Source organism: Rhodococcus sp. 11-3 (genome assembly GCF_023704055.1).
Taxonomy (GTDB): Bacteria; Actinomycetota; Actinomycetes; order Mycobacteriales; family Mycobacteriaceae; genus Rhodococcus; species Rhodococcus aetherivorans.
The window spans coordinates 2,564,818-2,590,545 of the sequence record NZ_CP080406.1; the positions used below are offsets into that span (position 1 = coordinate 2,564,818).

A 25,728-nucleotide genomic window follows, 5' to 3' on the forward strand; every position below is an offset into this window, starting at 1 on the left:
CGGCTGACGACGCGGATCGCACCGGTGCGCGGCTCGGGATTCGAGCAGCATCTCCGCCGGGGGGCGACGCTCACCCGCCCAGCATCCGCACCCGCTCCAGCACCGGGGCGAAGGCCTCGAGATACGGCCCGTGGACGGTGTAGTAGGTGAAGCCGTAGCGGTCGCGGTTGCGCAGGACCTGATCGGCCATCCGTTCCACCGTGCCGATCAGTGCGAACGGCGTGTCCAGCAGCTCCTCGACGCTCATCATCGGACCGTAGCGCTCGAGCAGTGCCCGCGCCGCGCCCTCTCGGTCGTCGGTCACCACGACCGCCTGGACCAGCACCTGCCACTCGAGGCGGTCCGCGCGGGCGCCGGCGCGCTCACGGGCGAACCGCACGCGCTCGTCGGCCTCGGTGGCCGTCGCGATGCGCAGCACCCCGGGCGCCTGCCCCGGCACCTGCACGGCACCGGCCACCCCCACGATGTCGGCGCGCTCGGCCGCCAGCTGCAGCACCCGGTCCCCGGTGCCGCCGATCAGCAGCGGGGGACCGGTGCCGCCGAACCCGCGCCGCTGGACCGGCTGCAGCGGTGCCAGGCCCATGCCGGCGCGCAGCTCGGCGTGTTGCGGGTACCCACCCTCCGCGAAGCGGCGCCCCAGACCGTCGATCAGGGCCTCGAGCCGATCGACGCGGCGGCCGATCGGCTCCCAGCCGATGCCGGCCTCGTCGAATTCCCACTTCATGTGCCCGGCGCCGAGGCCGAGCTCGAGCCGGCCGCCGGTGAGGACGTCGGTGGTCGCGACGTCGCGGGCCAGCAGCTCCGAATTCCAGAACGGGGCGTTGAGGACGAGCGTGCCCACCCGCAGCCGCTCGGTCGCCTGCGCCGCGGCGACGAGCGTGGGAAACGGCGCGGCGACCCCCAGGTGGTCCGCGGCGAACAGCGTGTCGTACCCGAGGGCCTCGATGCGGCGGCACCGGCCGGCGAACGCGCCGGCCGACTCCAGGGCGAAGACGTTCGTGGCGAAGCGGAACTCGTTCACATCTGTCACGGTGCCGTACCCGTGATCCGCAGTCCAGCAGGCCCGCTCCGGGTCCGTGGGGCGTGTGCAGGCGGTTTGCCTCCGCTGACTACGATTGCGGGGTGACCAGTGCGCCAGAGAACCACCAGAACCCCGCCGACGCCCTCCCCAAGAGCTGGGACCCCAGCACCGTAGAGGACGAGCTGTACCAGGGCTGGGTGGACGCCGGTTACTTCGTCGCCGATCCGTCCAGCGACAAGCCCGGCTACTCGATCGTGCTGCCGCCGCCGAACGTCACCGGAAGCCTGCACATGGGCCACGCCCTCGACCACACCCTGATGGACGCGCTGTCGCGCCGCAAACGCATGCAGGGCTACGAGGTGCTCTGGCTGCCCGGCATGGACCACGCCGGCATCGCCACCCAGACCGTCGTCGAGAAGCAGCTCGCGGTGGACGGGAAGGCCAAGGAGGACTTCGGCCGCGAACTGTTCGTCGACAAGGTCTGGGACTGGAAGCGCGAGTCGGGCGGCACCATCCAGGGCCAGATGCGCCGCATCGGCGACGGCGTCGACTGGTCCCGCGACCGGTTCACCATGGACGAGGGCCTTTCGCGGGCCGTGCAGACGATGTTCAAGCGGCTCTACGACGACGGGCTGATCTACCGGGCCGAGCGACTGGTGAACTGGTCGCCCGTGCTGCAGACCGCGATCTCCGACATCGAGGTCAAGTTCGAGGAGGTCGAGGGCGAACTCGTGTCGCTGCGCTACGGCTCCCTCAACGACGACGAGCCGCACGTGATCGTCGCCACCACCCGGGTGGAGACGATGCTGGGCGACACGGCCGTCGCGGTGCACCCGGACGACGAGCGCTACAAGCACCTGGTCGGCACCACCCTCGAGCACCCCCTCACCGGCCGGCGGATCCCCGTGATCGCCGACGAGTACGTCGACCCCGAATTCGGCACCGGCGCCGTGAAGATCACGCCCGCGCACGACCCCAACGACTTCGAGATGGGCCTGCGGCACAACCTGCCGATGCCCACCATCATGGACAAGGCCGGCAAGATCGCCGACACCGGAACGCAATTCGACGGCATGGACCGGTTCGAGGCGCGGGTCAAGGTGCGCGAGGCGCTGGCCGAGCAGGGGCGGGTCGTCGCCGAGAAGCGTCCCTACCTGCACAGCGTCGGTCACTCCGAGCGCAGCGGCGAGACCATCGAGCCCCGGCTGTCGATGCAGTGGTGGGTCAAGGTCGATGCGCTCGCCGAGGCGGCGGGCGACGCGGTCCGCAACGGCCACACCGTGATTCACCCGGCCAGCCAGGAACCGCGCTGGTTCGCCTGGGTCGACAACATGCACGACTGGTGCATCTCGCGGCAGTTGTGGTGGGGGCACCGCATCCCGATCTGGTACGGCCCCGACGGCGAGGTCGAGTGCTTCGGTCCGGACCAGACCGCCCCCGAGGGGTGGGAGCAGGACACCGACGTGCTCGACACCTGGTTCTCCTCGGGCCTGTGGCCGTTCTCCACGATGGGCTGGCCCGACACGACGCCGGAGCTCGAAAAGTTCTATCCCACAAGCGTGCTCGTCACCGGTTACGACATCCTGTTCTTCTGGGTGGCCCGGATGATGATGTTCGGCCTGTACGTCGCGAACGACGAGGCGATCACCGCCGGCGGGAAGTCCGGCGTCCAGGTGCCGTTCAAGGACCTGTTCCTGCACGGCCTCGTGCGCGACCAGTACGGCAAGAAGATGTCCAAGTCGCGCGGCAACGGCATCGATCCGCTGGACTGGGTGGAGCGGTACGGCGCCGACGCACTGCGCTTCACCCTGGCCCGCGGCGCCAACCCCGGGAGCGACCTCGCCGTGGGCGAGGACCACGCGCAGTCCTCCCGCAACTTCGCCAACAAGCTGTTCAACGCGACCAAGTTCGCCCTGATGAACGGCGCCGTCGTCACCGAGCTGCCGGCGCGCGCTGCGCTCACCGACGCGGACCGGTGGATCCTCGACCGGCTCGAGCAGGTCCGCGCCGAGGTCGACGAGGCGTTCGAACGGTTCGAGTTCTCCAAGGCGTGCGAGGCGCTCTACCACTTCGCGTGGGACGAGGTGTGTGACTGGTACCTCGAGCTCGCCAAGGTGCAGCTCGCCGACGGCAGCGAGTACGCGGAGGGGACCAAGGCGGTCCTCGGCAACGTCCTCGACCAGCTGCTGCGCCTGCTGCACCCGGTGATCCCGTTCGTCACCGAAACCCTCTGGAAGGTGCTCACCGGCGGCGAGTCCGTGGTCGTCGCGTCGTGGCCGGGCACCAGCGGGGTCGCGGCCGACGCCGACTCCGCGCGCCGCGTCGAGGATCTGCAGAAGCTCGTCACCGAGGTCCGCCGCTTCCGCAGCGACCAGGGCCTCAAGCCGTCGCAGAAGGTCGCCGCGCGGCTCACCGAGATCGACGCCGCCGACCTGGCCGCCCAGGTGCCGGCCGTGCGGTCGCTGGCGCGACTGACCGAGCCGGCGGACGGGTTCTCCGCCACCGCCTCCATCGAGGTGCGCCTGTCCCGCGCCACCGTCACCGTCGAGCTGGACACCTCCGGCACCGTCGACGTGGCGGCCGAGCGTGCCCGGCTGGGCAAGGACCTCGCGGTCGCCGAGAAGGAGCTCGCGGGCACGTCCGCCAAGCTCGGCAACGAGGCGTTCCTCGCCAAGGCGCCCGCGGCGGTCGTCGAGAAGATCACCGCCCGCAAGCAGATCGCGGAGGAGGAGATCGCCCGGATCACCTCCCGACTCCAGGAGCTGGGGTCGGCGTGAGCGAGGACCGGTCCGCGGCGACGCCGGCGCAGCCTTCGCCGGTCGACCTGGCCGAGCTGACCCTCGTCGAGGCCGAACTCGACAAGCGCTGGCCCGAAACGAAGATCGAGCCGTCTCTCACCCGGATCGCGGCGCTGATGGATCTGCTCGGATCCCCGCAGCGCAGCTATCCGGCCATCCAGATCGCCGGCACCAACGGCAAGACGTCGGTGAGCCGGATGATCGACGCCCTGCTGACCCGGTTGCACCGGCGGACCGGCCGCACCACGAGCCCGCACCTGCAGCTGGCCACTGAGCGGATCAGCATCGACGGAGCGCCGGTCTCGCCGCGCACCTACGTCGACACCTATCGCGAACTCGAGCCGTACGTCGCGATGATCGACGCCCAGTCGCAGGCTGCGGGCGGCCCGGCGATGAGCAAGTTCGAGGTGACCACGGCGATGGCCTTCGCCGCGTTCGCCGAGGCTCCCGTCGACGTCGCCGTCGTCGAGGTGGGGCTCGGTGGCACCTGGGACGCCACCAACGTCGTGGACGCGCAGGTGGCGGTGATCACCCCGATCGGGCTCGACCACACCGAGTACCTCGGTCCCGACCTCCCCACGATCGCGGGGGAGAAGGCCGGGATCATCAAGAAGGCTGCCGACGACGGGCTGGTTCCCCGCGACACCGTCGCCGTCCTGGCCCAGCAGGAGCCCGAGGTGATGGAGGTGCTGCTGCGACGGGCCGTCGAGGCGGATGCCGCCGTGGCGCGCGAGGGCTCCGAGTTCAAGGTCCTGGCCCGGCGCATCGCCGTGGGGGGTCAGCAGCTCGAGCTGCAGGGCCTGGGCGGGGTGTACACCGACATCTTCCTGCCGCTGCACGGCGAGCACCAGGCCCGCAACGCCTCGCTCGCGCTCGCCGCCGTGGAGGCGTTCTTCGGCGCCGGCGCCGACCGGCAGCTCGACGGCGACGCGGTGCGCGCGGCGTTCGCGTCGGTGCTCAACCCGGGCCGGCTCGAACGGGTGCGCAGCGCCCCGACGGTCTTCCTCGACGCCGCCCACAACCCCCACGGGGCGAAGGCGCTCGCCGCGGCCCTGGCCGACGAGTTCGACTTCCGCAAGCTGGTCGGAGTGGTGTCGGTGATGGCCGACAAGGATGTGCCCGGCCTGCTCGACGCGCTCGAGCCGGTGTTCGACGAGATCGTCGTCACCCACAACGGTTCGCCGCGGGCCATGGACGTCGACGAGCTCGCCGACCTGGCCGTGGCCCGGTTCGGCGACGAACGCGTGGTGGTCGCGCAGACACTGCCCGACGCCCTCGAGACGGCCATCGCCATCGCCGAGGAGGTCGCCGAGCCGGGTGAGGCAGTATCGGGGGCGGGCGTCGTGGTCACCGGTTCGGTGGTGACCGCCGGCGCCGCCCGCACTCTCTTCGGAAAGGACCCCGCGTGAGCGAGGCAGCTGACAACCCCGGCGAATCGCCGGATCGGGACTCCGCCGTCCGGCCCCCGGCGAAGGACCCGTGGAAGGGACTGCGCGGCGTCATGGCCGGCACGCTCGTCCTCGAGGCCATCGTGGTCCTGCTCGTGCTGCCGGTCGTCGCGGTCATCGGTGGGGGGCTGACGTGGTTCTCGGGCGGCTACATCGTGCTCCTCGCCGTCGCGATGATCGCGGGCGCCGGGCTGCAGGGCCGGCCGTGGGCGCTCTGGTACAACCTCGCGCTGCAGGTGCTGACCCTGCTGGGCTTCGTGGTGGACCTGTCGCTCGGCATCGTCGGCGTGCTCTTCAGCGTGGTCTGGGGCTACATCCTGTACCTGCGCAAGGACATGAAGGACCGCGAGGCGCGGGGTCTGCTGCCGGGGCAGCGGGGCTGACCACTACGCTGTGCGCGTGACTGAGCGGACCCTGGTACTGATCAAGCCCGACGGCGTGGCCCGTCGTCATGTCGGAGAGATCCTCTCGCGCATCGAGCGCAAGGGACTCGACATCGTGGCACTCGAGCTGCGCACCGCCACCGAGGAGGTGGCCGCCGCCCACTACGCCGAGCACGAGGGCAAACCCTTCTACCCCGGCCTGATCGAGTTCATCACCTCGCGCCCGCTGGTCGCGGCCGTGCTCGAGGGCCCCCGGGCCATCGCCGCGTTCCGTCAGCTCGCGGGCGGCACCGATCCGGTGGAGAAGGCCGTTCCCGGCTCCATCCGCGGTGATCTCGGGCTCGACGCCGGGGAGAACCTGGTGCACGGCTCCGACTCGGTGGAGTCCGCCGAGCGCGAGATCGCCCTCTGGTTCCCCGCCCTCGCCGGGTCCTGATCCGTATCGACTGCCCCGCCACGGCGCCCTCCGGGGCGCCGTTGGCGTATCCACGGACCTCTGTGTGGGATACTGAGGTAGGTCGCCCCGCTTCGAGTGTTGCGGAACGACCGAACGACATCACGGATCGATGCCCGACATCGCTGTGACCGGGGACGCAGGAGACACCTCGCTCGGTTGCACGCTGGATGCACCGGCGCTCGATCCGCGATCCAGCCAGGCACCGCTCGGCCGTGCAGTGAAAACGGGCACCGGACGACCGCGCGATGCGAGACCGCACATCTCGCGCCTCCCGGTGCGAGCACACACAGACAGCGCCCTCGCGTGGCCGCGTCACATCGCTCGAGACGAGGATGGACGCGCCCGGGGGCCCGAGGAGACCTACGTGGCCGAACAAGCGCCGCCGAACGACAATTCCAACGAAGAGGGCACCGTGGTGCTGCCGCCGAAGATGCGCGTGCACGCCCTTGCCAAACTGCTCGGCCTGACCAGCAAACAGGTCATGGCCAAGGCCGCCGACCTCGGCACCGAGCTGCGCAGTGCCCACTCGAGCCTGCAGCGCGACCTCGCCGAACAGATCCGCGCCGCGCTCGGCGCACCGGCCGAGGCCGAACCGGTGCCCACCGCGGAAGCCGCACCGGAACCGGTGGGTGAGGCGCCCGAGGTGCCCGCCGGAGAGGCCGCCGTCGCGGTGCCCGCCGAGGTCCCCGTGGAGGAGCCGGCGGCCGCGGTCCAGGACACTACCGCTCAGGAACCCGCCGCGGAGTCCGTCGAGGCACCCGCGGCCCCGGCCCTGTTCACCGGCGTGGAGCAGGAGACCCCGGTGTTCGCCGCGCCGGAACCGAGCACCGCCGAGCCCGTCGTCAGCGCACCGCTGTTCCTGCAGCCGGAGGTCACCACTCCCGTCGAGGCCCCGTCCCGTCGACGCCGTTCCCGGCGAGCGGCCGAGGCACCCGAGCCCGCCGTCGCCGAGGAGGTCACCGAGGAGACCGCCGCGGTGGAGGAACCGGCCGAGGAGACCGCCGAGGAGGAGGAGCCGCGTCGGCGCCGTCGTGGCCGCCGTGGCCGTGGCCGTGGCCGCGGCGAACAGCCCGAGACGCAGGACGAGACCACCGCCGAGGAGGGGACAGCTGCGGCGGAGGCCGAGGAAGCGGAGGCCGAGGAGCCGACGGAGGCCGAGGAGCCGACGACGGAGGAAGCCGCGACCGCCGGGCCGGAGGCCGGGGAGGCCGAAGGCGGGGAGGCCGAGCAGGCCGAGGCCGAGCAGGCCGAGGCCGAGGAGGAGTCCGCGGAAGGTCCCTCGCGCCGTCGTCGCCGTCGTCGTCGCCGCAAGGGCAGCGCGGACGTCGCCGAGACCGTCGCCGAGGACGACTCGGTCCCCACCGTCGTCCACGAGCGCGAGCCGCGGCCCAAGGCCCGCGCCGCCAAGGACGAGGTGCAGGGCATCACCGGTTCCACCCGGCTCGAGGCCAAGCGCCAGCGCCGCCGCGACGGCCGGGACGCGGGCCGCCGTCGGCCCCCGATCCTCACCGAGTCGGAGTTCCTCGCCCGTCGCGAGTCCGTCGACCGCGTCATGGTGGTGCGGGAGAAGACCGGTGACGGTGCGCACCCCGGGAACATCACGCAGGTCGCGGTCCTCGAGGACGGCGTCCTGGTCGAGCACTTCGTGACCAGCGCCGGATCCGGTTCGATGGTCGGCAACATCTTCCTCGGCCGTGTCCAGAACGTGCTTCCCTCGATGGAGGCGGCGTTCATCGACATCGGCAGGGGCCGCAACGGCGTCCTCTACGCCGGCGAGGTCAACTGGGAGGCCGCCGGGCTCGGCGGCAACTCCCGCAAGATCGAGCAGGCCCTCAAGCCGGGTGACCGGGTGCTCGTGCAGGTCAGCAAGGACCCGGTCGGGCACAAGGGCGCCCGCCTGACCACGCAGATCAGCCTCGCCGGCCGATTCCTGGTGTACGTGCCGGGCGGCTCGTCCACCGGCATCAGCCGCAAGCTGCCCGACACCGAGCGCAAGCGGCTCAAGGAGATCCTGCGCGAGATCGTCCCGGCCGAGGCCGGCGTGATCATCCGCACCGCGGCGGAGGGCGTGAGCGAAGACGAGCTCGCCCGCGACGTGCAGCGCCTGCAGACGCAGTGGGCTTCCATCGAGGAGCAGGCCGCCAAGCTCGAGTCCGACGGCTCGGGGCAGCCGAAGACCCTCTACGAAGAGCCCGACCTGCTGGTCAAGGTGATTCGCGACCTGTTCAACGAGGACTTCTCCAAACTCGTCATCGAGGGCGAGAACGCCTGGACCACCGTCGAGAGCTACATCCGCACCGTCGCACCGGACATGGTGCCCCGCGTGGAGCGGCACGATCCCGACTCGGGTGGACGCGACGTGTTCGCCGCCCACCGCATCGACGAGCAGCTCGCCAAGGCGCTCGACCGCAAGGTGTGGCTGCCGTCCGGTGGCACGCTCGTCATCGATCGCACCGAGGCGATGACCGTCGTCGACGTCAACACCGGCAAGTTCACCGGGGCCGGCGGCAATCTCGAAGAGACCGTCACCCGCAACAATCTCGAGGCGGCCGAGGAGATCGTGCGGCAGATGCGGCTGCGCGACATCGGCGGCATGATCGTCGTCGACTTCATCGACATGGTGCTCGAGTCGAACCGCGACCTGGTGCTGCGACGCCTCACCGAGGCGCTCGGCCGGGACCGCACCCGCCACCAGGTCTCCGAGGTGACCTCGCTGGGGCTCGTGCAGATGACGCGCAAGCGGCTCGGCACGGGTCTGGTGGAGGCGTTCTCCACCACGTGCGAGCACTGCCACGGCCGCGGCATCGTCGTGCACAGCGAACCCGTCGAGGCCGGCGCGGCCGAGGACGGTGGGCGGCCCGCCCGTGCCGAGAGCGGCTCCCGGCGCCGCCGGGGCCGTGACCGCGGCGCCCAGCCGGAGGCGGCGACGACCGAGACGGCCGCGCCCGCGCCGGTACCCGAGGTGGCGACAGTGGACGCGACCGTCAAGCGTGCCCACCCGGTGGCCCTGGCGATGGCTGCGCACCACGGGAACCACGACGAGAACCCGGCGGAATCCGGCGCCGAGCAGGCGCAGGCAGCGCCGGCCCAGCCGGCCGAAACACGCGAGGCTGAGCCGGCCGAAACACGCGAGGCTGGGCCGGCCGAATCACGCAAGGCTGGGCCCGCCGACACGCGCGAGGCGCGGCCGGCCGAAGCACCGGAGGCCGAAAAGCAGGCAGCGGAGCCGGCGGCCCGTCGCCGTCGCCGGGTCTCACGGGCCGCCGCGGCCCCGACGGGCGACGGCACCGGCGCCGGCACCGTCTTCGTGGTGCCCACACCGGCCCCCGCACCGGAGCCTGCGGCGGTGGCCGCCGCGCCGGTCCCGGACGGGGAGAACGCCGAGCCGGTGGTCGTTCGACGGCCGCGTCGTCGCCGGGCCGCGGGCCGGCCCGCCGGCCCGCCGGTCGAAGCACAGGCATGAGGTCCGACCGGGCCCGACACCGCGCGGGCCCGGTTTGACCCTGGCAGTCACCTTCCCGTAATCTTGGTCAGTCGCTACTCGGCGATACGGCCCTGCTGCGCCCGATGCGGGAAGGTGGCGGGCCCCGAGTCAGCAACCACACCAGACCAGTCGCGTTGCACACCGTGGCGCGAGCACGTTCGAACTAGCAAGGGGTAGCCGTCCGATGGCAACGTACGCGATCGTCAAGACCGGCGGTAAGCAGTACAAGGTCGCTGAGGGCGATCTCGTCAAGGTCGAGAAGATCGAGGGTGAGCCCGGCACTGCTGTCTCGCTTGCTCCGGTCCTCGTCGTCGACGGAGCCGAGCTGACCACCGACGCCGACAAGCTGGCGAAGGTCACGGTCACCGGCGAGATCGTCGAGCACACCAAGGGCCCGAAGATCCGCATCCACAAGTTCAAGAACAAGACCGGCTACCACAAGCGCCAGGGTCACCGTCAGAAGCTGACGGTCCTGAAGGTCACCGGCATCAAGTAATTCGGGCTTCCGCTTCAAACCCCAGGAGGGTTCGTCATGGCACACAAGAAGGGCGCATCCAGCTCCCGTAACGGTCGCGATTCGAACGCCCAGCGTCTCGGCGTCAAGCGCTTCGGCGGCCAGGCCGTCAACGCCGGTGAGATCCTGGTGCGCCAGCGCGGCACCCACTTCCACCCCGGCGTGAACGTCGGCCGTGGCGGCGACGACACGCTGTTCGCCCTCGCTGCCGGTGCCGTCGAGTTCGGCACCAAGCGTGGTCGCAAGACGGTCAACATCGTTCCGGTCGCGGCAGACGCCTGATCTGCCGTCCGAATCGGACACCGCGGAGGTTCCCTTCGCACATACTCCCAGTAGGGGCGGACCAGGGTCGCACACCCGGGTCCGCCCCTACTGTTTTCGGGACGACCGGTACCGGTCGTTCCGGCACAACTCCGGTAGTCCCGGCACAGTGGGGCTACCGGTCGACACAACAGTTCCACCATTCGACGGAGGTCCACCCCATGTCCCGCTTCATCGACCGGGTGGTGCTGCACGTCACCGCCGGCAAGGGTGGTAACGGCTGCGCCTCCGTCCATCGCGAGAAGTTCAAGCCGCTCGGCGGCCCCGACGGCGGTAACGGCGGCAACGGCGGCAACGTCGTGCTCGAGGTGGACGAGGGGGTCCACACCCTCCTCGACTTCCACTTCCACCAGCACGCGAAAGCCACGAACGGCACGCAGGGCGCGGGCAGCAACCGCGACGGCGCCAACGGCGGCGACCTCGTGCTCAAGGTGCCCGACGGCACCGTCGTGCTCGACAAGGACGGCCGGATCCTGGCCGACATGGTCGGCGCCGGCACTCGCTTCGTCGCCGCCCACGGTGGCCGCGGCGGCCTCGGCAACGCGGCCCTGGCGTCGAAGGCCCGCAAGGCCCCCGGCTTCGCCCTGCTCGGCGAGGAGGGGGAGGAGCGCGACCTCGTCCTCGAACTCAAGTCCGTCGCCGACGTCGGGCTGGTCGGGTTCCCGTCCGCCGGCAAGTCCTCGCTGGTGTCGGTGCTCTCCGCGGCCAAGCCGAAGATCGCCGACTACCCGTTCACCACCCTCGTTCCCAACCTCGGGGTCGTGCAGTCGGGCGACACCACGTTCACCGTCGCCGACGTGCCGGGCCTGATCCCCGGCGCCAGCCAGGGCCGCGGTCTCGGCCTGGACTTCCTGCGTCACCTCGAGCGCTGCGCCGTGCTCGCGCACGTCGTCGACTGCGCGACGCTCGAGCCGGGGCGCGATCCCGTCTCCGACATCGACGCACTCGAGGCCGAGCTGGCCGCCTACCAGCCGGCGTTGTCCGGCGACAGCAGCCTGGGCGACCTCGCCGATCGTCCCCGCATCGTCATCCTCAACAAGGTCGACGTGCCGGACGCCGCGGAACTCGCCGATTTCGTCACCCCCGAGCTCGAGGAGCGGGGCTGGCCGGTGTTCCGGATCTCCGCCGTCAGCCGGGAAGGGCTGCGGCCGCTGACCTTCGCGTTGGCGCGGATGGTGGAGGAGTACCGGCAGGCGCATCCGCCGGCCGCGCCGCGGCGGCCGGTCATCCGGCCCGTCGCCGTCGACGAGACCGGCTTCAGCGTCGTCGCCGACCCCGAGACGCCGGGTGGCTTCATCGTGCGCGGCACCCGGCCCGAGCGCTGGGTGCGTCAGACGGCGTTCGACAACGACGAGGCCGTCGGCTACCTCGCGGATCGGCTCGCCCGCCTCGGTGTCGAGGACGAACTCGTCAAGCAGGGCGCCGAACCGGGTGCCTCCGTCACCATCGGCGACGTCTCGTTCGAGTGGGAGCCGCAGACCCAGGCCGGCGTGGACGTCGTGCCCACCGGCCGGGGCACCGACGCCCGCCTCGACCAGGTCGATCGGGTCGGCGCCGCCGAACGCCGCCACGCCAAGCGGGTCCGCCGCGGTCTCGCGACCGACGACGACGAGTTCTGACCACCGCACCTCGAGCCCAGAAGCAGGAGATCGTGAGCGATACCCGGGAGGCCGTCGCCGGCGCGCGCCGCGTCGTGGTGAAGATCGGCTCGTCCGCCATCACCAGCCTGGTCGGCGGCCTCGACCGGGACCGCCTCGACTGCCTGGTCGACGCTCTCGAAGAGCGCATGCGCTCCGGCTCGGACGTCGTGGTGGTGTCCTCCGGCGCGGTCGGCGCCGGCCTCGCCCCGCTGGGCCTGACCATCCGGCCCCGCGACCTGGCCACCAAGCAGGCCGCGGCCAGCGTCGGACAGCTTGCCCTGGCCCACGCGTGGGGCACCTCCTTCGCCCGGTACGGCCGCACCGTCGGGCAGGTGCTGCTCACGGCCGACGACATCGCGCGGCGCACCCAGCACCGTAATGCCCAGCGCACCCTCGACCGGCTGCGCGCGCTGCACGCCGTGCCCGTGGTCAACGAGAACGACACCGTCGCGACCGCCGAGCTGAGGTTCGGCGACAACGATCGCCTCGCCGCGCTCGTCGCGCACCTCGTCGGCGCCGACGCGCTGATCCTGCTCTCCGACGTCGACGGTCTCTACGACGGCGATCCCCGTAAGGGCGACGCCCACCTCATCGCGGAGGTGACGAGCCCGGAGGACCTCGACGGCGTCGTCGCCGGGTCCGGGGGCGCCCTCGGCACGGGCGGTATGGCGTCGAAGCTGTCCGCCGCGCGCCTGGCCGCGGATTCGGGTGTGCCGGTGCTGCTCACCGCCGCGTCGCAGGCCGACCGTGCCCTCGGTGCCGCGGACGTGGGCACCGCGTTCGCGGCCCGGCCCGACCGGATGTCGGCGCGGCGTTTCTGGGTGCGGCACGCCGCCGACACCCACGGCACCCTGCACCTGGACGCGGGCGCGGTACGGGCGGTGGTGGAACGGCGCCGCTCGCTGCTCGCGGCGGGCATCACGGGAATGAGCGGGCGCTTCCACGGTGGGGACGTGGTGGCGCTGGTCGGTCCCGACGGCCGCACGGTGGGACGCGGCGTGGTGGCCTACGATGCCGCCGAGCTGGACTGGATGATCGGGTTCTCCACGCGGCAGCTGCCGGCGGACCTGCAGCGGCCGGTGGTGCACGCGGACGATCTCGTGACGCTGTAGGCGCGGGCGGTCACCGGCCGGACGTGGCCGCCGGTGCCGCGGTGACCAGGGCCGTGAGCACCTCCGAGCAGCCCGCGTCGACCTTCACGGTGGCGAGGGGATCGCCGCGCGTGACGCCACGGTTGACCACGGCCACCGGCATGCGGCGCTTGGCGGCGTGCCGCACGAACCGCAACCCGGACATCACCGTCAGGGAACTGCCGACCACGAGCAGGGCCTCCGCCTCGTCGACGAGCGCGAAGGCGCGCTCCACGCGCTCGCGTGGCACCGATTCACCGAAGTAGACGATGTCCGGCTTGAGCATCCCCCCGCACCGCTCGCAGTCCACCATGCGGAAGCTGCCGGTGTCGTCGACGACCGCGTCGGCGTCCGGCGCCACCTCGAGACCCGTCGTCCCCCGAACCCGTTCGAGGAAGCCCGGATTGGCGGCGGTGAGCCGCTCGGCGAGGGTGAAGCGCGAGATCCGGAGGTCGCACGCCAGGCAGCGCACCTGCGCGTAGCAGCCGTGCAGGTCGATCACCCGCCGGCTCCCGGCCTTGGTGTGCAGCAGGTCCACGTTCTGGGTCAGGACGCCCAGGACGGTGCCGCGGCGTTCGAGCGCGGCGAGGGCGCGGTGCCCGGCGTTCGGCCGTGCGGAGTCCATGTGCCGCCACCCGACATGGTTGCGCGCCCAGTAGCGGCGCCGGAATTCCGGATCCCCGACGAACTGCTGATAGGTCATCGGGTTGCGGGGTGGCGCGCCGGGGCTGCGGTAGTCCGGGATGCCGGAGTCGGTCGAGATGCCCGCGCCGGTGAGCACGCACAACCGCCGGCCGTCGAGCAGGTGGTGCAGCGGTTCGATCACCCCGTCCAGGGTAGCGGCGTGTCAGTACCCGGCGCTCGGGTCGACGACCGCGGCGAGATCGAGGCCGGCCGCGAAGCGCGTGACGTTCTCGGTCACGTGCTCGGCGAACGCGGGGATGCGCAGCGCCGGGGGATTGGAGTCGTGCGGGGTGATCATGGCGTTGCGCAGCGACCACAGCGGGTGCCCGTCCGGCAGCGGTTCCGGGTCCGTGACGTCCAGGCCGGCGCCCGCGATGACGCGGCGGCTCAGGGCGTCCACCAGCGCGTCGGTGTCGACGAGGCTGCCGCGGGCAACGTTGATCACCCAGGCGGTCGGCTTCATCGCGGCCAGCTCGTCGGCGCCCACCAGTTGCTCGGTCTCGGCCGTGGCGGGGGCGGCGATCACGAAATGGTCTGCGCGGGGCCATACTTCGTCGATCCGTGCGACGGGGACCGTCTCCACGGCGCCCGGGACGGGGCGGCCGCTGCGGGTGACCGCGAGCGCCTGGGCGCCGAGCGAACCGAGCATGGGGATCAGGGCCCGGCCGATGCCACCCGCCCCGATGATCCCGACGGTGGCGCCGCGCAGGGTGCCCAGCTGGGGGTAGAACACGCTCGGGGTCCACGACGTGGCCGCCAGGTGGTCGGGCAGCGCCCGCACGCCGGCGAGCAGCAGCATGAGCGCGTGTTCGGCGACCGTCGCGGCGAACGCCCCGGCGGCCGACGTCCACGTCACCTGGGGGTGAGCGCGGATGACGCCGGCGTCGAACCAGTCCTCCACGCCGGCGGCGGGCAGCTGAACCCACCGCACCGACGCCGGCAGCACCGCGGGGAACTCGTCCGGTCCGGCGGTCCAGACCACCGCGTCCGGGCGGTCGTCGAACCCGCACACGCGACCGCCGCCGGCCCCGATCGCCCGGTCGAACACGATGTCCGGGGCGGGGCCGACGGCGATGCGCGGCTGTCGCTCGTAGGTCATGGCTCCGACTCTAGGCGCGAACGCCCGGCCGGTCACTCGCTGCGGGCACTCAGACGACCTCGACGAGGGGGTACACGCCGTTCTCGTCGTGGACCTCCCGGCCGGTGACCGGCGGGTTGAACACGCAGAACATGCGCATCCGGGTGTCCGGCTCGACGCGGTGCCGCTCATGGCCGTTGAGCAGGTACATCGTGCCGGGTGCGAGCGGGTACACGGTGCCGGTCTCGAGGTCGGTGAGGGTGCCGGTGCCCTCGATGAGCCACACCGCCTCGATGTGGTTCGCGTAGTGGAACTCGTTGACGGTGCCGGCCTCGATCGTGGTCTCGTGGAACGAGAACCCGACCTTGTCGCCGCCGAGCACGATGCGCTTGCTGCGCCAGTTGCCGTTGTCCGACGTGATGTCGCGCTCGGTGCCGGTGATTTCCTCGGTGGTACGGACGATCATACGTAAGTCCTTCGGAAGCTTGTCTTCTCGTGCATGGGTCGACGGCGGCCGGGGGTCAGGCCCGGACCACCGAGGTGGCCTCGCACAGGATGTTCAGACCGTGCTCGAGCTCGTCGTCGCTGATCGTCAGCGGCGGAAGCAGCTTGACGACCTCGTCGGAGGGGCCGGAGGTCTCCGCGAGCAGGCCCTGCTCGAACGCGAGGGCGCACACCTTCTGTGCGTCGTTCGGCTCGTCGAAGACCAGGCCCTGAACCATGCCGCGACCGCGGGTGGAGACGCCGTCGAACATGTCGGACAGGTTCATGAAGGTCTGCCGGATCCGCTCGCCCTTGCGCAGCGTCTCGCGCTCGAGGTGGTCGTCGGCCCAGTAGTGCTGCAGCGCCTTCGCCGCGGTGACGAACGCCGGGTTGTTGCCGCGGAACGTGCCGTTGTGCTCGCCCGGGCCCCACACATCGAGGTCGCGCTTGAACAGCGTGAGCGCCAGCGGCAGGCCGTACCCGCCGATCGACTTCGACAGGGTCACGATGTCCGGGGTGATCCCGGCGACCTCGAACGAGAAGAACGGGCCGGTGCGGCCGCAGCCCATCTGCACGTCGTCGACGATGAGCAGGATGTCGCGCTCGGCGCACAGATCCGCGAGGGCACGCAGCCACTCGGGGCGGGCGACGTTCACGCCGCCCTCGCCCTGCACGGTCTCCACGATCACCGCCGCCGGGCGGTTCAGACCGCTGCCGGAGTCGTCGAGCACGCGGGAGAACCAGTGGAAGTCCTCGGTGACGCCGTCGAAGTAGTTGTCGAACGGCATCGGGGTGGCGTGCACCAGCGGCACACCGGCCCCGGCCCGCTTCATGGAGTTGCCCGTCACCGACAGCGCACCCAGGGTCATCCCGTGGAATGCGTTGGTGAAGTTGATGATCGACTCGCGGCCGGTGACCTTGCGGGCGAGCTTGAGCGCCGCCTCGACCGAGTTGGTGCCCGTCGGGCCGGGGAACTGGACCTTGTAGTCGAGGCCGCGGGGGGCCAGGATGTGGCTCTCGAACGACTCGAGCAGTTCCCGCTTGGCGACGGTGGACATGTCGAGGCCGTGGGTGATGCCGTCACCCATGATGTAGTCCACGAGCGCGGTCTTCAGGACCGGGTTGTTGTGCCCGTAGTTGAGGGCTCCCGCGCCGGCGAAGAAGTCGAGGTAGTCCTTGCCGTTCTCGTCGCGGAGCCACGATCCGGACGCCGTTTCGAACACGGTCGGCCAGCCGCGGCTGTAGCTGCGCACCTCGGATTCGAGGTAATCGAAAACGCTGTGCTTGGCGGGGGTTTCGGGGTGCTCCAGGATGGTCATTCGTCGTCCTCCTGCGGCGAATTCGCTTTCGCCGGTCGTGTATTCATTCGCCGATCGTGTAGAGATCCTCGGCCATGTGGGAATCGGGAAAATCCGAAGGGGTGAACAATTCGCTCCGGGTGATGCGCAGTCCGCGTCGCCGGGCGAGCGCGGTGAACAGCGCGATGGACGCCTCGTTGTCCGGGCTGACGGTCGTCTCGAGCCGGTTCACGCCGGTGTCGGCGAGCCGGTCCCACAGGCTGTCGAGCATCCGGCCGGCGATGCCGCGGCCGCGTTGGGCCTGGTCGACGGCCACCTGCCAGACGAACAGCGTGTTCGGCGACTCGGGACGGCGGTAGCCGCTGATGAAACCCACCGCCTCGTCGTCCCCGCCGGTGGCGACGACCGAGGTCGCCGCGAAATCGCGGCACCAGAGCACGTATGCATAACTGGAATTGACGTCGAGCACTTTCGAATCACGCGCGATCTGCCACATGCGAATTCCGTCGGAAATACGCGGTGCGCGGAAATTCGGCTCGGTCGGCGCGCTCGCCGTTTCGGCGGGCGTACGGGGCGGGGTACTTCTCTGCGTCACAGGCGTCATAAGCGGTCTCGAACCTAACAACTTCGTGGGCGGGATTCACCCGCCTTGTCGGGATCCGTCGCCGGGTACCCCGGCTCCGCGCAGGTGAGACACCCATGTGAGAAGAGTCACTTCGTGTAGCGCCCGGGCCGAGCGCGGCGATTATTTCGGGCTCGCCAGCGCCAGCGGCAGCACCGCGGAGGCCCCGGCCCGGATCAGGGTCCGCGCCGCCATCGTCATCGTCCAGCCGGTGTCGGTGACCGCGTCGACGAGCAGGATCGGCCCCCGGGTTCCGCTGAGGTCGGGGCTCTCCCACGCGTCCACGAGGCCGGCGATCCGGTACGCCGAGTTCGCTGCCGTCACCGGGGGCCGGCCGGGCCGGGCACGCAGCACGCCGAGATCCTCGAGCCGGCCGAGCTGCGCCAGCCGCGCCGCGAGGGAACCGACCAGGCGAGGATGGGTCGCCGACTCCACGGCCATCACCGCGGTCGGGCGATCCGACCAGTCCCACGCCTTGAGCACCGCCACGGCGGCCTGCACCACCGCGTCGGGCACCGGCGCGTCGGGGCCGTCCAGCAGCGCCCGCAGCCGCGGACCCCATCCGAGGTCCGACAGCCGGCCGAGTACCCGGCCCGGCTCGGGCCCGTCGGTGATCTTCCCGGACAATGCCACGCCGAGTTTGGCCATTCCCGTCGGCCACTGCCGCCGCGGCGGCAGGTCCACCCCCGGCCGGTCCAGCCGGGCCCGCACCCGGCCCAGCTCGGTGTCGTCGACGTCCGCCGGCCACCGCGCCCCGCAGCAGTTGTCGCACCGCCCGCAGCCCGGGGTGTCGGACGTCAGGTCGGGATCGTCGAGCTGGGTGCGCAGGAACACCATCCGGCACCGGGTGGTCCGCTCGTACTCGAGCATCGCCTCCTGCTCGGCCTCGCGGGCCCGCTCGAGCGTCGCGTACCGGGCGGCGTCGTACTCCCAGGGCACGCCGGTGGCGATCCAGCCGCCCTTCACCCGGCGTACCGCACCGTCCACGTCGAGCACCTTGAGCACCATCTCCAGCCGGGACCGGTTGAGGTCGACCAACGGCTCGAGGGCCTGCGTGGACTGCGGCCGCTCCGGCTCGAGCACCTCGATCACCCGCCGCACCACCTCCTCACCCGGGAAGGCCACCGACGCGAACCAGCTCCAGATCTGCCGGTCCTCGGGGCCCGGAAGCAGGATCACCTCCGCCCGCTCGGTCGCACGGCCCGCGCGACCGACCTGCTGGTAGTAGGAGATGGGTGAGGACGGTGCTCCCAGGTGCACCACGAACCCGAGGTCCGGCTTGTCGAAACCCATGCCCAGGGCGGAGGTGGCGATCAGGGCCTTGACCCGGTTGGCGAGGAGGTCCGCCTCCAGCTGCTCCCGCTCGGCCGGATCGGACTGCCCCGTGTATGCCACGACGGTGTGACCGTGCTCGGAGAGCAGCGCGGCCAGGTCGTGCGCGGCCGACACGGTGAGGGTGTAGACGATCCCGGAACCGGGCAGCTCGTCGAGGTGCTGGGCGAGCCACGCCGCCCGGCGCGCGGGCTCGTCGATCCGCAGCACCGACAGGTGCAGCGACGGCCGGTCGAGACCACCGCGCAGCACCAGGGTCTCGCCCGTGCCCTCCCCGACGCCGAGCTGCGCGGCCACGTCCGCCACGACCCGGTCGTTCGCGGTCGCGGTGGTCGCGAGCACCGGAATGCCCTCGCCGATTTCGGTGACGAGGGTGCGGATGCGCCGGTAGTCCGGCCGGAAGTCGTGTCCCCAGTCCGAGACGCAGTGCGCCTCGTCGACCACCACCAGTCCGGCGTCGCGGGCGAGCGCCGGCAGCACCTGGTCGCGGAAGTCCGGGTTGTTGAGCCGCTCCGGGCTGACGAGCAGGACGTCCACCGCGCCCTCGGCGACCTGCCGGTGGATCTCCTCCCACTCGGTGACGTTGCCGGAATTGATCGTGGCCGCGCGGACGCCCGCGCGCTGCGCCGACTCGACCTGGTTGCGCATCAGGGCCAGGAGCGGGGAGACGATCACGGTCGGCCCGTGCCCGTGGGCGCGGAGCAGCTTGGCGGAGATGAAGTAGACGGCCGACTTGCCCCAGCCCGTGCGCTGCACGACCAGCGCTCGCCGGCGATGCACCACCAGTGCCTCGATGGCGCTCCACTGGTCCTCCCGCAACCGGGCGGCGGGTCCCGCCAGGTCGCGGAGCAGTCGTTCGGCTTCGTCGCGCAGATCCGTGGTGGCGGTGCTCATGGGACCTATCGTGCCGGACCGCGCCGACACCGTCCGTGCCGGACGAGGACGACACCGTCCGTGCCGGACGAGGACGACACCGCCGCGCCGCCGCGAGGGGCGTCCGCGCCGGCCGTGGCGTTCGCTTCGGGGACGAACGTGCCGTGTTGCGCGACGAACGGGGTCGTTCCATCGGCGAACGACCCGTCGGTCCCGTCGGGCCGCCGCCGCCCGGCCCGGCGGCGGCGCGGCACGTCGGTCGCGCCGGGGTCGTCGGCGCCACGGTCGCCCCGACCCGGAGCCGCTGCGCTCGTTGCAATCGAACCGACTGCGAGACAGTTGCTTTCGGGGACTGGTGGGACGGCGGTTCGTTCGGCCGGGGGCCGTGGGTGCGGCACGCGGCGGGGTGAGTGGTCCGCGCCCCATCCGGTCCGCCGCTGTGACGGAGGCGTCGTCGGCCGCCGGACGTGCTCGTACCCTGTTCGTTATGCAGACGCAGTTCCTCCGCCCCGCATCCGACTCCTCTCCGAGCCGAATCGACCATCCGGCGTTCCGGCAGAAGGTCGTGTCGGCGGAGGAAGCCGTCCGCTGGATCCAGCCCGGCCACACCGTCGCCATCAGCGGTTTCGCCAGTGCCGGCACGCCGAAGGCGATCACCCCGGCGCTCGCGGAACGCATCGGGGCCGCGCGCGCCGCCGGCACCGACTTCACGGTCAACCTCCTCACGGGCGCGTCGGTCTCCGCCGAGACCGAGCGGATGCTGTCGGAGGTGGCCGGCATCTCCCTGCGGATGCCGTACCAGGCCGAGCCCACCGCCCGCCGCAACATCAACAACGGCCGCATGGACTACGTGGACATCCACCTGTCCCACGTCGCCCAGCAGGTCTGGGAGGGCTACTACGGGCACGTCGACGTCGCGGTCGTCGAGGTCTCCGGCGTCACCGAGACCGGTGAGCTGATCCCGTCCGCGTCGATCGGCAACAACAAGACCTGGCTCGACGTCGCCGAGAAGGTGATCCTCGAGGTCAACTCGTGGATTCCGGCCGCGATGACGGGCATCCACGACGTGTACTACGGCACCGCGCTGCCGCCGCACCGCAAGCCGATCATGCTCACGGACGTCGAGGACCGCATCGGCCAGAGCACGTTCCGCGTCGACCCGGACAAGGTCGTCGCCGTCGTCGAGACCCACGCCCGCGACAGCGCCAGCCCGCTGACCCCGCCGGACGCGGTGAGCCAGGCGATCGCCGCGCACGTGCTCGATTTCTTCGAGCACGAGATCTCCCGCGGCCGGCTGCCCGCGGACACGCTCCTGCCGCTGCAGTCCGGCATCGGCAACGTGGCCAACGCCGTCCTCCAGGGTCTCGATGCCGGTCCCCACAAGGGTCTGACCTGCTACTCCGAGGTCATCCAGGACGGGATGCTGCACCTGATCAAGCACGGCACGGTCCGCTTCGCGTCCGCCACGTCGCTGGCGCTGAGCGAGGCCGGAATCGACGAGCTGGTGTCGAACATCGACTTCTACCGCGAGCACATCGTGCTGCGCCCTCAGGAGATCAGCAACCACCCCGAGATCGTGCGCCGCCTCGGCATCATCGCGATGAACGGCATGCTCGAGGCCGACATCTACGGCAACGTCAACTCCACCCACGTCATGGGCACCAAGATCATGAACGGGATCGGCGGATCCGGCGACTTCGCCCGCAACGGCTACCTGTCGATGTTCCTGAGCCCCTCCACCGCGAAGGGCGGCAGCATCTCGTCGATCGTGCCGATGGTGCCGCACGTGGACCACACCGAGCACGACGTGCAGGTCCTCGTCACCGAGCAGGGACTTGCGGACCTGCGCGGATTGTCGCCGCGGCGCCGCTCCCGGGTCGTCGTCGACAACTGCGCCCATCCGGACTACCGGGACATGCTGCACGACTACGTCGACCGGGCCGAGGCCGTGCCCGACGCCGGGCACACCCCGCACCTGCTCGGCGAGTCCCTGTCCTTCCACCAGCGTTTCCTGGAGTCGGGATCCATGCTGGCACAGTAGGTTCCGAGGGGCCGGCGCCGTCAGCCGCCGGCGACCGGCGCGGGGTCGATCGGCTGTTGCGGGAGCGACCGCGTGACCGCCGCCGATATCGTCTGCAGCGGAGTCGGACCCGAGCCGTTCGGCACTGTCAGCGCCACGTACACCGGGCGGTCCACGACGAACCACGTGCTCGCATCGATGCCCTCCGCGGCGCCGGACACCTCGAACCACTGGACGCCGTCGACCACCTGCAGCGCCGCCGCCTGATCGAACTCCGCCGGTCGCTCGAGCCCGCACCGCAGCACCACCGGCTCGCCCTCGACGGGCTGCCAGGCCGCGGCCCCCACCGGGGCCGGGTCGGCCAGCTCCGCGCGGCGGAGGTCGCCGACCTCCTCGGGCAGCGCCCCCAGCAGCGCCGCGCACTCCGGGGACTCGGCCTGCGGCGCCACCACCGGCCCCAGTGCCACGGGCGCCAGCTCCGGGGTGCGGTTCGCCAGCACCGCCGCCACCACGATGCCGATCAGCAACGCCACCGGCAGCGCGACGGCCGTGGCGATCAGGGCGGGACTGCGGTGGTGTTCGGCGTCGCCGGCGGGGGCGGGGTCGGGGTCGGGGGAGACTGTCGGCTCGGTCATAATCTCTCGAATTTGCGGGGACGGTAGCGTGGTCGAAACTACCGTGACCACCGACGCCCGCACCCCACCGACCCACGAACGGGAGGACCGCATCACCGCGCCCGACCGCACCGGCCCCACCGTCGCCGACCTCGGCGAGTTCCCCGTGATCGACCGTGCGGTCGCCGGGCGTCGCCAGCCCGCCACCACGCTCGTCGGACCGGGCCACGACGCGGCCCTCGTCGCCGCCGCCGACGGGCGCGTCGCCGTCTCCACGGACATGCTCGTCGAGGGTCGGCACTTCCGGCTCGACTGGTCCACCCCCCGCGACGTCGGGCGCAAGGCCGTCGCCCAGAACGGCGCCGACGTCGCCGCGATGGGCGCGCGCCCCACCGCCTTCCTCGTCGGGCTCGGCTGCCCGCCGGACACCCCGGTCGACGTGCTCGACGGTGTCTCCGCCGGGATCGGCGAGGCCGCGGAGGCGCTCGGCGCCGGCGTCGTCGGCGGCGACCTGGTGCAGGCGTCGCAACTGATCGTCGCGGTGACCGTCCTCGGCGACCTCGAGGGGCGCGCGCCGCTCCTGCGGTCTGCGGCCCGGCCCGGCGACACCGTCGCGCTGGCCGGATCCACCGGGCGCTCCGCCGCCGGGCTGGCCGTGCTCACCGCCGGCCTCGCCGGCCACCCGGACCTGGTGGCCGCCCACCAGGTGCCGGCGCCCCCGTACGCCGCGGGACCCGCGGCGGCGGCCGGCGGCGCCCACGCCGCGACCGACATCTCCGACGGCCTGCTCGCCGACCTCGGGCACATCGCCGCCGCATCCGGCGTCGCGATCGACGTCTCGCGCGAGCTGCTCGAACCCGGCGCCGAGCTGCGGGCCGCCGCCGGGGAACTCGGGGCCGACGTATGGGAGTGGGTGCTCACCGGCGGCGAGGACCACGCCCTTGCCGCGTGCTTCCCGCCGCACGTGCCGCTGCCGGCGGGCTGGCGGCCCGTCGGCACGGTGCGCGAGGGCGGCGGCGTCACCGTCGACGGCCACGGCCGGCCGGGTCCCGGAGGCTGGCAGAGCTTCTCGAGATAGGTTTCACAGCATGGCTGTGTATGCGCTCGGCGACCGTGTGCCCGATATCCATCCCGACGCCTGGGTCCACCCCGATGCGGTGGTCATCGGCAACGTCACCCTCGGCGCCCGCGCCTCGGTGTGGCCCACCGCGGTCCTGCGCGGTGACTACGGCCGGATCGTCGTCGGCGCCGAGAGCAACATCCAGGACGGGACGATCATCCACTGCACCGCCGTCGACGCCACCGTCATCGGCGCCGGCACCGTGGTCGGCCACAACGCCCACATCGAAGGCTCCACCATCGGCGACGGCTGCCTGATCGGGTCCGGTTCGCTCGTGCTCAACGGCTCCGCCGTCGGCGACGGGGCGATCGTCGCGGCCGGCGCGCTCGTGGCCCCGCGTTTCCAGGTGCCGCCGCGGTCCATGGCGATCGGCGTACCCGCGAAGATCCGGGAGGGTTACGAGGTGCCGGAGGGCCACGTCGACGCCAACGCCAAGATGTACGCGGCGAACGCCGAGTACTACCGCAGCGCGCTGCGCAGGATCGACTGAGGGGCCGGGCACCACCGATGGCTGTACGACCCCTGCCGGAGATCGTCGAGGAAGGCTGGGCGCGGGCGCTGGCTCCCGTTGCCGCCGACATCGCCGCGATGGGCGACTTCCTGCGCGCCGAGAACGCCGCCGGACGCGGCTACCTGCCCTCCGGCGCGAACGTGCTGCGGGCCTTCACCCAGCCGTTCGACCGGGTGAAGGTGCTCATCGTCGGCCAGGACCCGTATCCGACGCCGGGTCATGCCGTCGGACTGAGCTTCTCGGTCGCGCCGGAGGTGCGTCCGGTGCCGCGCAGCCTGGCCAACATCTACCGCGAATACAGCGACGACCTCGGCCTGCCGACACCACCCAACGGCGACCTCACACCGTGGTCGGCACAGGGGGTGCTGCTGCTCAACCGCGTCCTGACGGTGCAACCCGGCCAGCCGGCGTCGCATCGGGGCAAGGGCTGGGAGAGCGTGACCGAGCAGGCGATCCGGGCGCTCGTCGCGCGCACCGCGCCGCTCGTCGCGATCCTGTGGGGCCGCGACGCGGCCACCCTCGAACCGATGCTCGGCGACGTGCCCACCGTGAAGTCGGCGCACCCGTCACCGCTGTCGGCCTCCCGCGGGTTCTTCGGGTCCCGCCCCTTCAGCCGCGCGAACGCGCTGCTGACCGAGCAGGGCGGGGACCCGGTGGACTGGCGCCTGGCCTGAACGGGCGTGGCTCAGCCGCGGCCGATCGACTCGAAGTCGGGGCGCCGCTTCTCGACGAACGCGTCGACACCCTCGATGCCGGTCGGGCCGTTCGCGGCCGCCGCGATCGCCGCGGCCTCCGCGTCGAGCTGCTCGGACAGCGACCGCCCCGCCGAATCGGCGAGCAGTTGCCGGATCCCGGCGTAGGCGGCGGTGGGGCCGTTCGCGAGGGTGCGGGCCACCCGCATCGCCTCGCCGGGCACCTCGTCGTCGGCGACGAGGCGGCTGAGCACCCCGAGCCGCACGGCCTCGTCGGCGTTCAGGACACAGTCGGTGAGGATGATCTCCCGCGCCCGGGCGACTCCGACGATGCGCGGCAGGGTCCACGACATGCCGCCGTCGGGGGTGAACCCGATCGACGGGTAGGCCGGCCGCAGCTTCGTCGAGGGGCCCCCGAGCGCGATGTCGGCGTGCAGCACGATGCTCATGCCCGCGCCCGCCGCCCAGCCCTGGACGGCGGCCACCACGGGCACGCGGGCCGCGTCGAGGGCGCGGACGAAGTCGTGGAACAGGCGTGCGACGTCGCCGACGAACTCGCCGCGGTCGGGCGCGGAAGCGAAGGCGCGGACGTCGCCGCCCGCGCAGAAGTTGGCACCCTCACCGACGAGCAGGACGGCGCCGACCTCGGGGCCGGCGGTGCGCAGGGCCTCGACGCCCTGGGCCATGCCCGCGGGGGAGAGGGACGTGCCGCGCTCGGCGGTCGCCACGGCGATGCGCAGGACGCCGTCCTCGAGGCGGACGTGGGACAGTACTGATTCGGTCACCCGGGGCACCCTACCGGTCGCCCCGCCCGGCGGGTACGGGGTCACGGCGACGATGGCGGAACACGACGAGGCCCCGGCGTCGCAACGCCGGGGCCTCGTATGCCGAACCGGGGATCAGCCGCGAACGACCTTGCCCGCCTTGAGGCAGGAGGTGCACACGTTGACCTTACGCGTGTTGCCCGGGGCAACCTGAGCGCGCACGCTCTGGATGTTCGGGTTCCAACGACGGTTGGTACGCCGGTGCGAGTGCGAGACCGACTTACCGAAGCCGGGGCCCTTGGCGCATACGTCGCAGACGGCAGCCATAGTCGCGAACTCCTTGGTGAGTAGTGGATATTTTCGTGTCTTCGTCGGCCTGCGAACACGAGGAGGCGTCCGCCATCCGTGCGAGGCAACCCTGCAAGCGTAGCGGGTGGGAGT

General features: G+C 71.8%; 23 protein-coding genes. 13 read left to right on the top strand and 10 right to left on the bottom strand.

Annotated features, from left to right (window positions below):
* Positions 1–70 precede the first annotated feature (70 nt).
* Positions 71–1,021: a TIGR03621 family F420-dependent LLM class oxidoreductase gene (locus KZJ41_RS12290; RefSeq protein WP_065922663.1), complete on the bottom strand. Its 951-nt coding sequence runs from the start codon at positions 1,019–1,021 to the stop codon at positions 71–73.
* Between the two features lie 101 nt (positions 1,022–1,122).
* Here KZJ41_RS12290 and KZJ41_RS12295 point away from each other — a divergent pair, with 101 nt between their 5' ends.
* The 9 genes from KZJ41_RS12295 to proB all read left to right on the top strand — a co-directional run bounded on the left by KZJ41_RS12295 (position 1,123) and on the right by proB (position 13,178).
* On the top strand, positions 1,123–3,798 hold the full coding sequence (locus KZJ41_RS12295; RefSeq protein ID WP_251550846.1) for a valine--tRNA ligase: 2,676 nt from the start codon (positions 1,123–1,125) through the stop codon (positions 3,796–3,798).
* Positions 3,795–5,228, top strand: coding sequence for a folylpolyglutamate synthase/dihydrofolate synthase family protein (locus KZJ41_RS12300; RefSeq protein WP_006937237.1), 1,434 nt, complete (start codon positions 3,795–3,797; stop codon positions 5,226–5,228). The genes KZJ41_RS12295 and KZJ41_RS12300 overlap by 4 nt, the downstream gene beginning before the upstream one ends.
* Complete coding sequence (locus KZJ41_RS12305; protein WP_006937236.1) at positions 5,225–5,650, top strand: DUF4233 domain-containing protein; 426 nt, start codon at positions 5,225–5,227, stop codon at positions 5,648–5,650. Before KZJ41_RS12300 ends, KZJ41_RS12305 begins: the two co-directional genes overlap by 4 nt.
* Positions 5,651–5,666: 16 nt before the next feature.
* Positions 5,667–6,086 carry a nucleoside-diphosphate kinase gene (gene ndk / locus KZJ41_RS12310; RefSeq protein WP_006937234.1) on the top strand — a complete coding sequence of 140 codons (420 nt, stop codon included), beginning with the start codon at positions 5,667–5,669 and terminating at the stop codon, positions 6,084–6,086.
* A gap of 385 nt (positions 6,087–6,471) precedes the next feature.
* Entirely contained in the window at positions 6,472–9,570 is a 3,099-nt protein-coding gene (locus KZJ41_RS12315; protein WP_251550849.1) for a translation initiation factor IF-2 N-terminal domain-containing protein, read from the top strand.
* 205 nt (positions 9,571–9,775) lie between these two features.
* Positions 9,776–10,087 carry a 50S ribosomal protein L21 gene (gene rplU, locus KZJ41_RS12320; RefSeq protein WP_006937230.1) on the top strand — a complete coding sequence of 104 codons (312 nt, stop codon included), beginning with the start codon at positions 9,776–9,778 and terminating at the stop codon, positions 10,085–10,087.
* A 36-nt stretch (positions 10,088–10,123) separates the two neighbouring features.
* Positions 10,124–10,387, top strand: coding sequence for a 50S ribosomal protein L27 (gene rpmA, locus KZJ41_RS12325; protein WP_006937229.1), 264 nt, complete (start codon positions 10,124–10,126; stop codon positions 10,385–10,387).
* A 200-nt stretch (positions 10,388–10,587) separates the two neighbouring features.
* Positions 10,588–12,045 (top strand): GTPase ObgE, encoded by a 1,458-nt coding sequence (obgE, locus tag KZJ41_RS12330; RefSeq protein WP_006937227.1) that lies wholly within the window; start codon positions 10,588–10,590, stop codon positions 12,043–12,045.
* Between the two features lie 32 nt (positions 12,046–12,077).
* Positions 12,078–13,178: a glutamate 5-kinase gene (gene proB / locus KZJ41_RS12335; protein WP_006937225.1), complete on the top strand. Its 1,101-nt coding sequence runs from the start codon at positions 12,078–12,080 to the stop codon at positions 13,176–13,178.
* Between the two features lie 10 nt (positions 13,179–13,188).
* Here the strand turns inward: proB and KZJ41_RS12340 are convergent, their stop codons facing one another.
* The 6 genes from KZJ41_RS12340 to KZJ41_RS12365 form a co-directional block, all read right to left on the bottom strand.
* The gene (locus tag KZJ41_RS12340; RefSeq protein WP_072635053.1) at positions 13,189–14,022 is read right to left on the bottom strand and encodes an NAD-dependent protein deacetylase; all 834 of its coding nucleotides are present in this window, start codon (positions 14,020–14,022) and stop codon (positions 13,189–13,191) included.
* Positions 14,023–14,043: 21 nt separating this feature from the next.
* The gene (locus KZJ41_RS12345; protein ID WP_029543149.1) at positions 14,044–14,979 is read right to left on the bottom strand and encodes a D-isomer specific 2-hydroxyacid dehydrogenase family protein; all 936 of its coding nucleotides are present in this window, start codon (positions 14,977–14,979) and stop codon (positions 14,044–14,046) included.
* 49 nt (positions 14,980–15,028) lie between these two features.
* Positions 15,029–15,424, bottom strand: a complete 396-nt coding sequence (locus KZJ41_RS12350) for an ectoine synthase (RefSeq protein WP_006937217.1) — start codon at positions 15,422–15,424, stop codon at positions 15,029–15,031.
* A 55-nt stretch (positions 15,425–15,479) separates the two neighbouring features.
* On the bottom strand, positions 15,480–16,760 hold the full coding sequence (ectB, locus tag KZJ41_RS12355) for a diaminobutyrate--2-oxoglutarate transaminase (RefSeq protein ID WP_006937215.1): 1,281 nt from the start codon (positions 16,758–16,760) through the stop codon (positions 15,480–15,482).
* Positions 16,761–16,803: 43 nt separating this feature from the next.
* Positions 16,804–17,235, bottom strand: a complete 432-nt coding sequence (gene ectA, locus KZJ41_RS12360; RefSeq protein ID WP_306430614.1) for a diaminobutyrate acetyltransferase — start codon at positions 17,233–17,235, stop codon at positions 16,804–16,806.
* Between the two features lie 249 nt (positions 17,236–17,484).
* The gene (locus KZJ41_RS12365; protein ID WP_251550853.1) at positions 17,485–19,587 is read right to left on the bottom strand and encodes a RecQ family ATP-dependent DNA helicase; all 2,103 of its coding nucleotides are present in this window, start codon (positions 19,585–19,587) and stop codon (positions 17,485–17,487) included.
* Positions 19,588–20,053: 466 nt separating this feature from the next.
* Between KZJ41_RS12365 and KZJ41_RS12370 the strand changes: the two genes are divergently transcribed.
* Entirely contained in the window at positions 20,054–21,607 is a 1,554-nt protein-coding gene (locus KZJ41_RS12370) for an acetyl-CoA hydrolase/transferase family protein (RefSeq protein ID WP_029543155.1), read from the top strand.
* 20 nt (positions 21,608–21,627) lie between these two features.
* Here KZJ41_RS12370 and KZJ41_RS12375 read toward each other — a convergent pair whose 3' ends face one another.
* Positions 21,628–22,221 carry a DUF3515 domain-containing protein gene (locus KZJ41_RS12375; protein WP_251550855.1) on the bottom strand — a complete coding sequence of 198 codons (594 nt, stop codon included), beginning with the start codon at positions 22,219–22,221 and terminating at the stop codon, positions 21,628–21,630.
* A gap of 145 nt (positions 22,222–22,366) precedes the next feature.
* On the opposite strand from KZJ41_RS12375, the gene KZJ41_RS12380 reads away from it, so the two are divergent.
* The 3 genes from KZJ41_RS12380 to KZJ41_RS12390 are packed head-to-tail and all read left to right on the top strand — an operon-like array spanning position 22,367 to position 24,505.
* On the top strand, positions 22,367–23,278 hold the full coding sequence (locus KZJ41_RS12380) for a thiamine-phosphate kinase (RefSeq protein WP_251550966.1): 912 nt from the start codon (positions 22,367–22,369) through the stop codon (positions 23,276–23,278).
* Between the two features lie 10 nt (positions 23,279–23,288).
* Entirely contained in the window at positions 23,289–23,810 is a 522-nt protein-coding gene (locus KZJ41_RS12385; protein WP_006938031.1) for a gamma carbonic anhydrase family protein, read from the top strand.
* 17 nt (positions 23,811–23,827) lie between these two features.
* Entirely contained in the window at positions 23,828–24,505 is a 678-nt protein-coding gene (locus KZJ41_RS12390; protein WP_006938032.1) for a uracil-DNA glycosylase, read from the top strand.
* 11 nt (positions 24,506–24,516) lie between these two features.
* Here KZJ41_RS12390 and KZJ41_RS12395 read toward each other — a convergent pair whose 3' ends face one another.
* Together KZJ41_RS12395 and rpmB are read right to left on the bottom strand one after the other, a co-directional pair.
* On the bottom strand, positions 24,517–25,308 hold the full coding sequence (locus KZJ41_RS12395; protein ID WP_251550858.1) for an enoyl-CoA hydratase-related protein: 792 nt from the start codon (positions 25,306–25,308) through the stop codon (positions 24,517–24,519).
* 114 nt (positions 25,309–25,422) lie between these two features.
* Complete coding sequence (gene rpmB, locus KZJ41_RS12400) at positions 25,423–25,614, bottom strand: 50S ribosomal protein L28 (RefSeq protein ID WP_003939060.1); 192 nt, start codon at positions 25,612–25,614, stop codon at positions 25,423–25,425.
* Positions 25,615–25,728 lie beyond the last annotated feature (114 nt).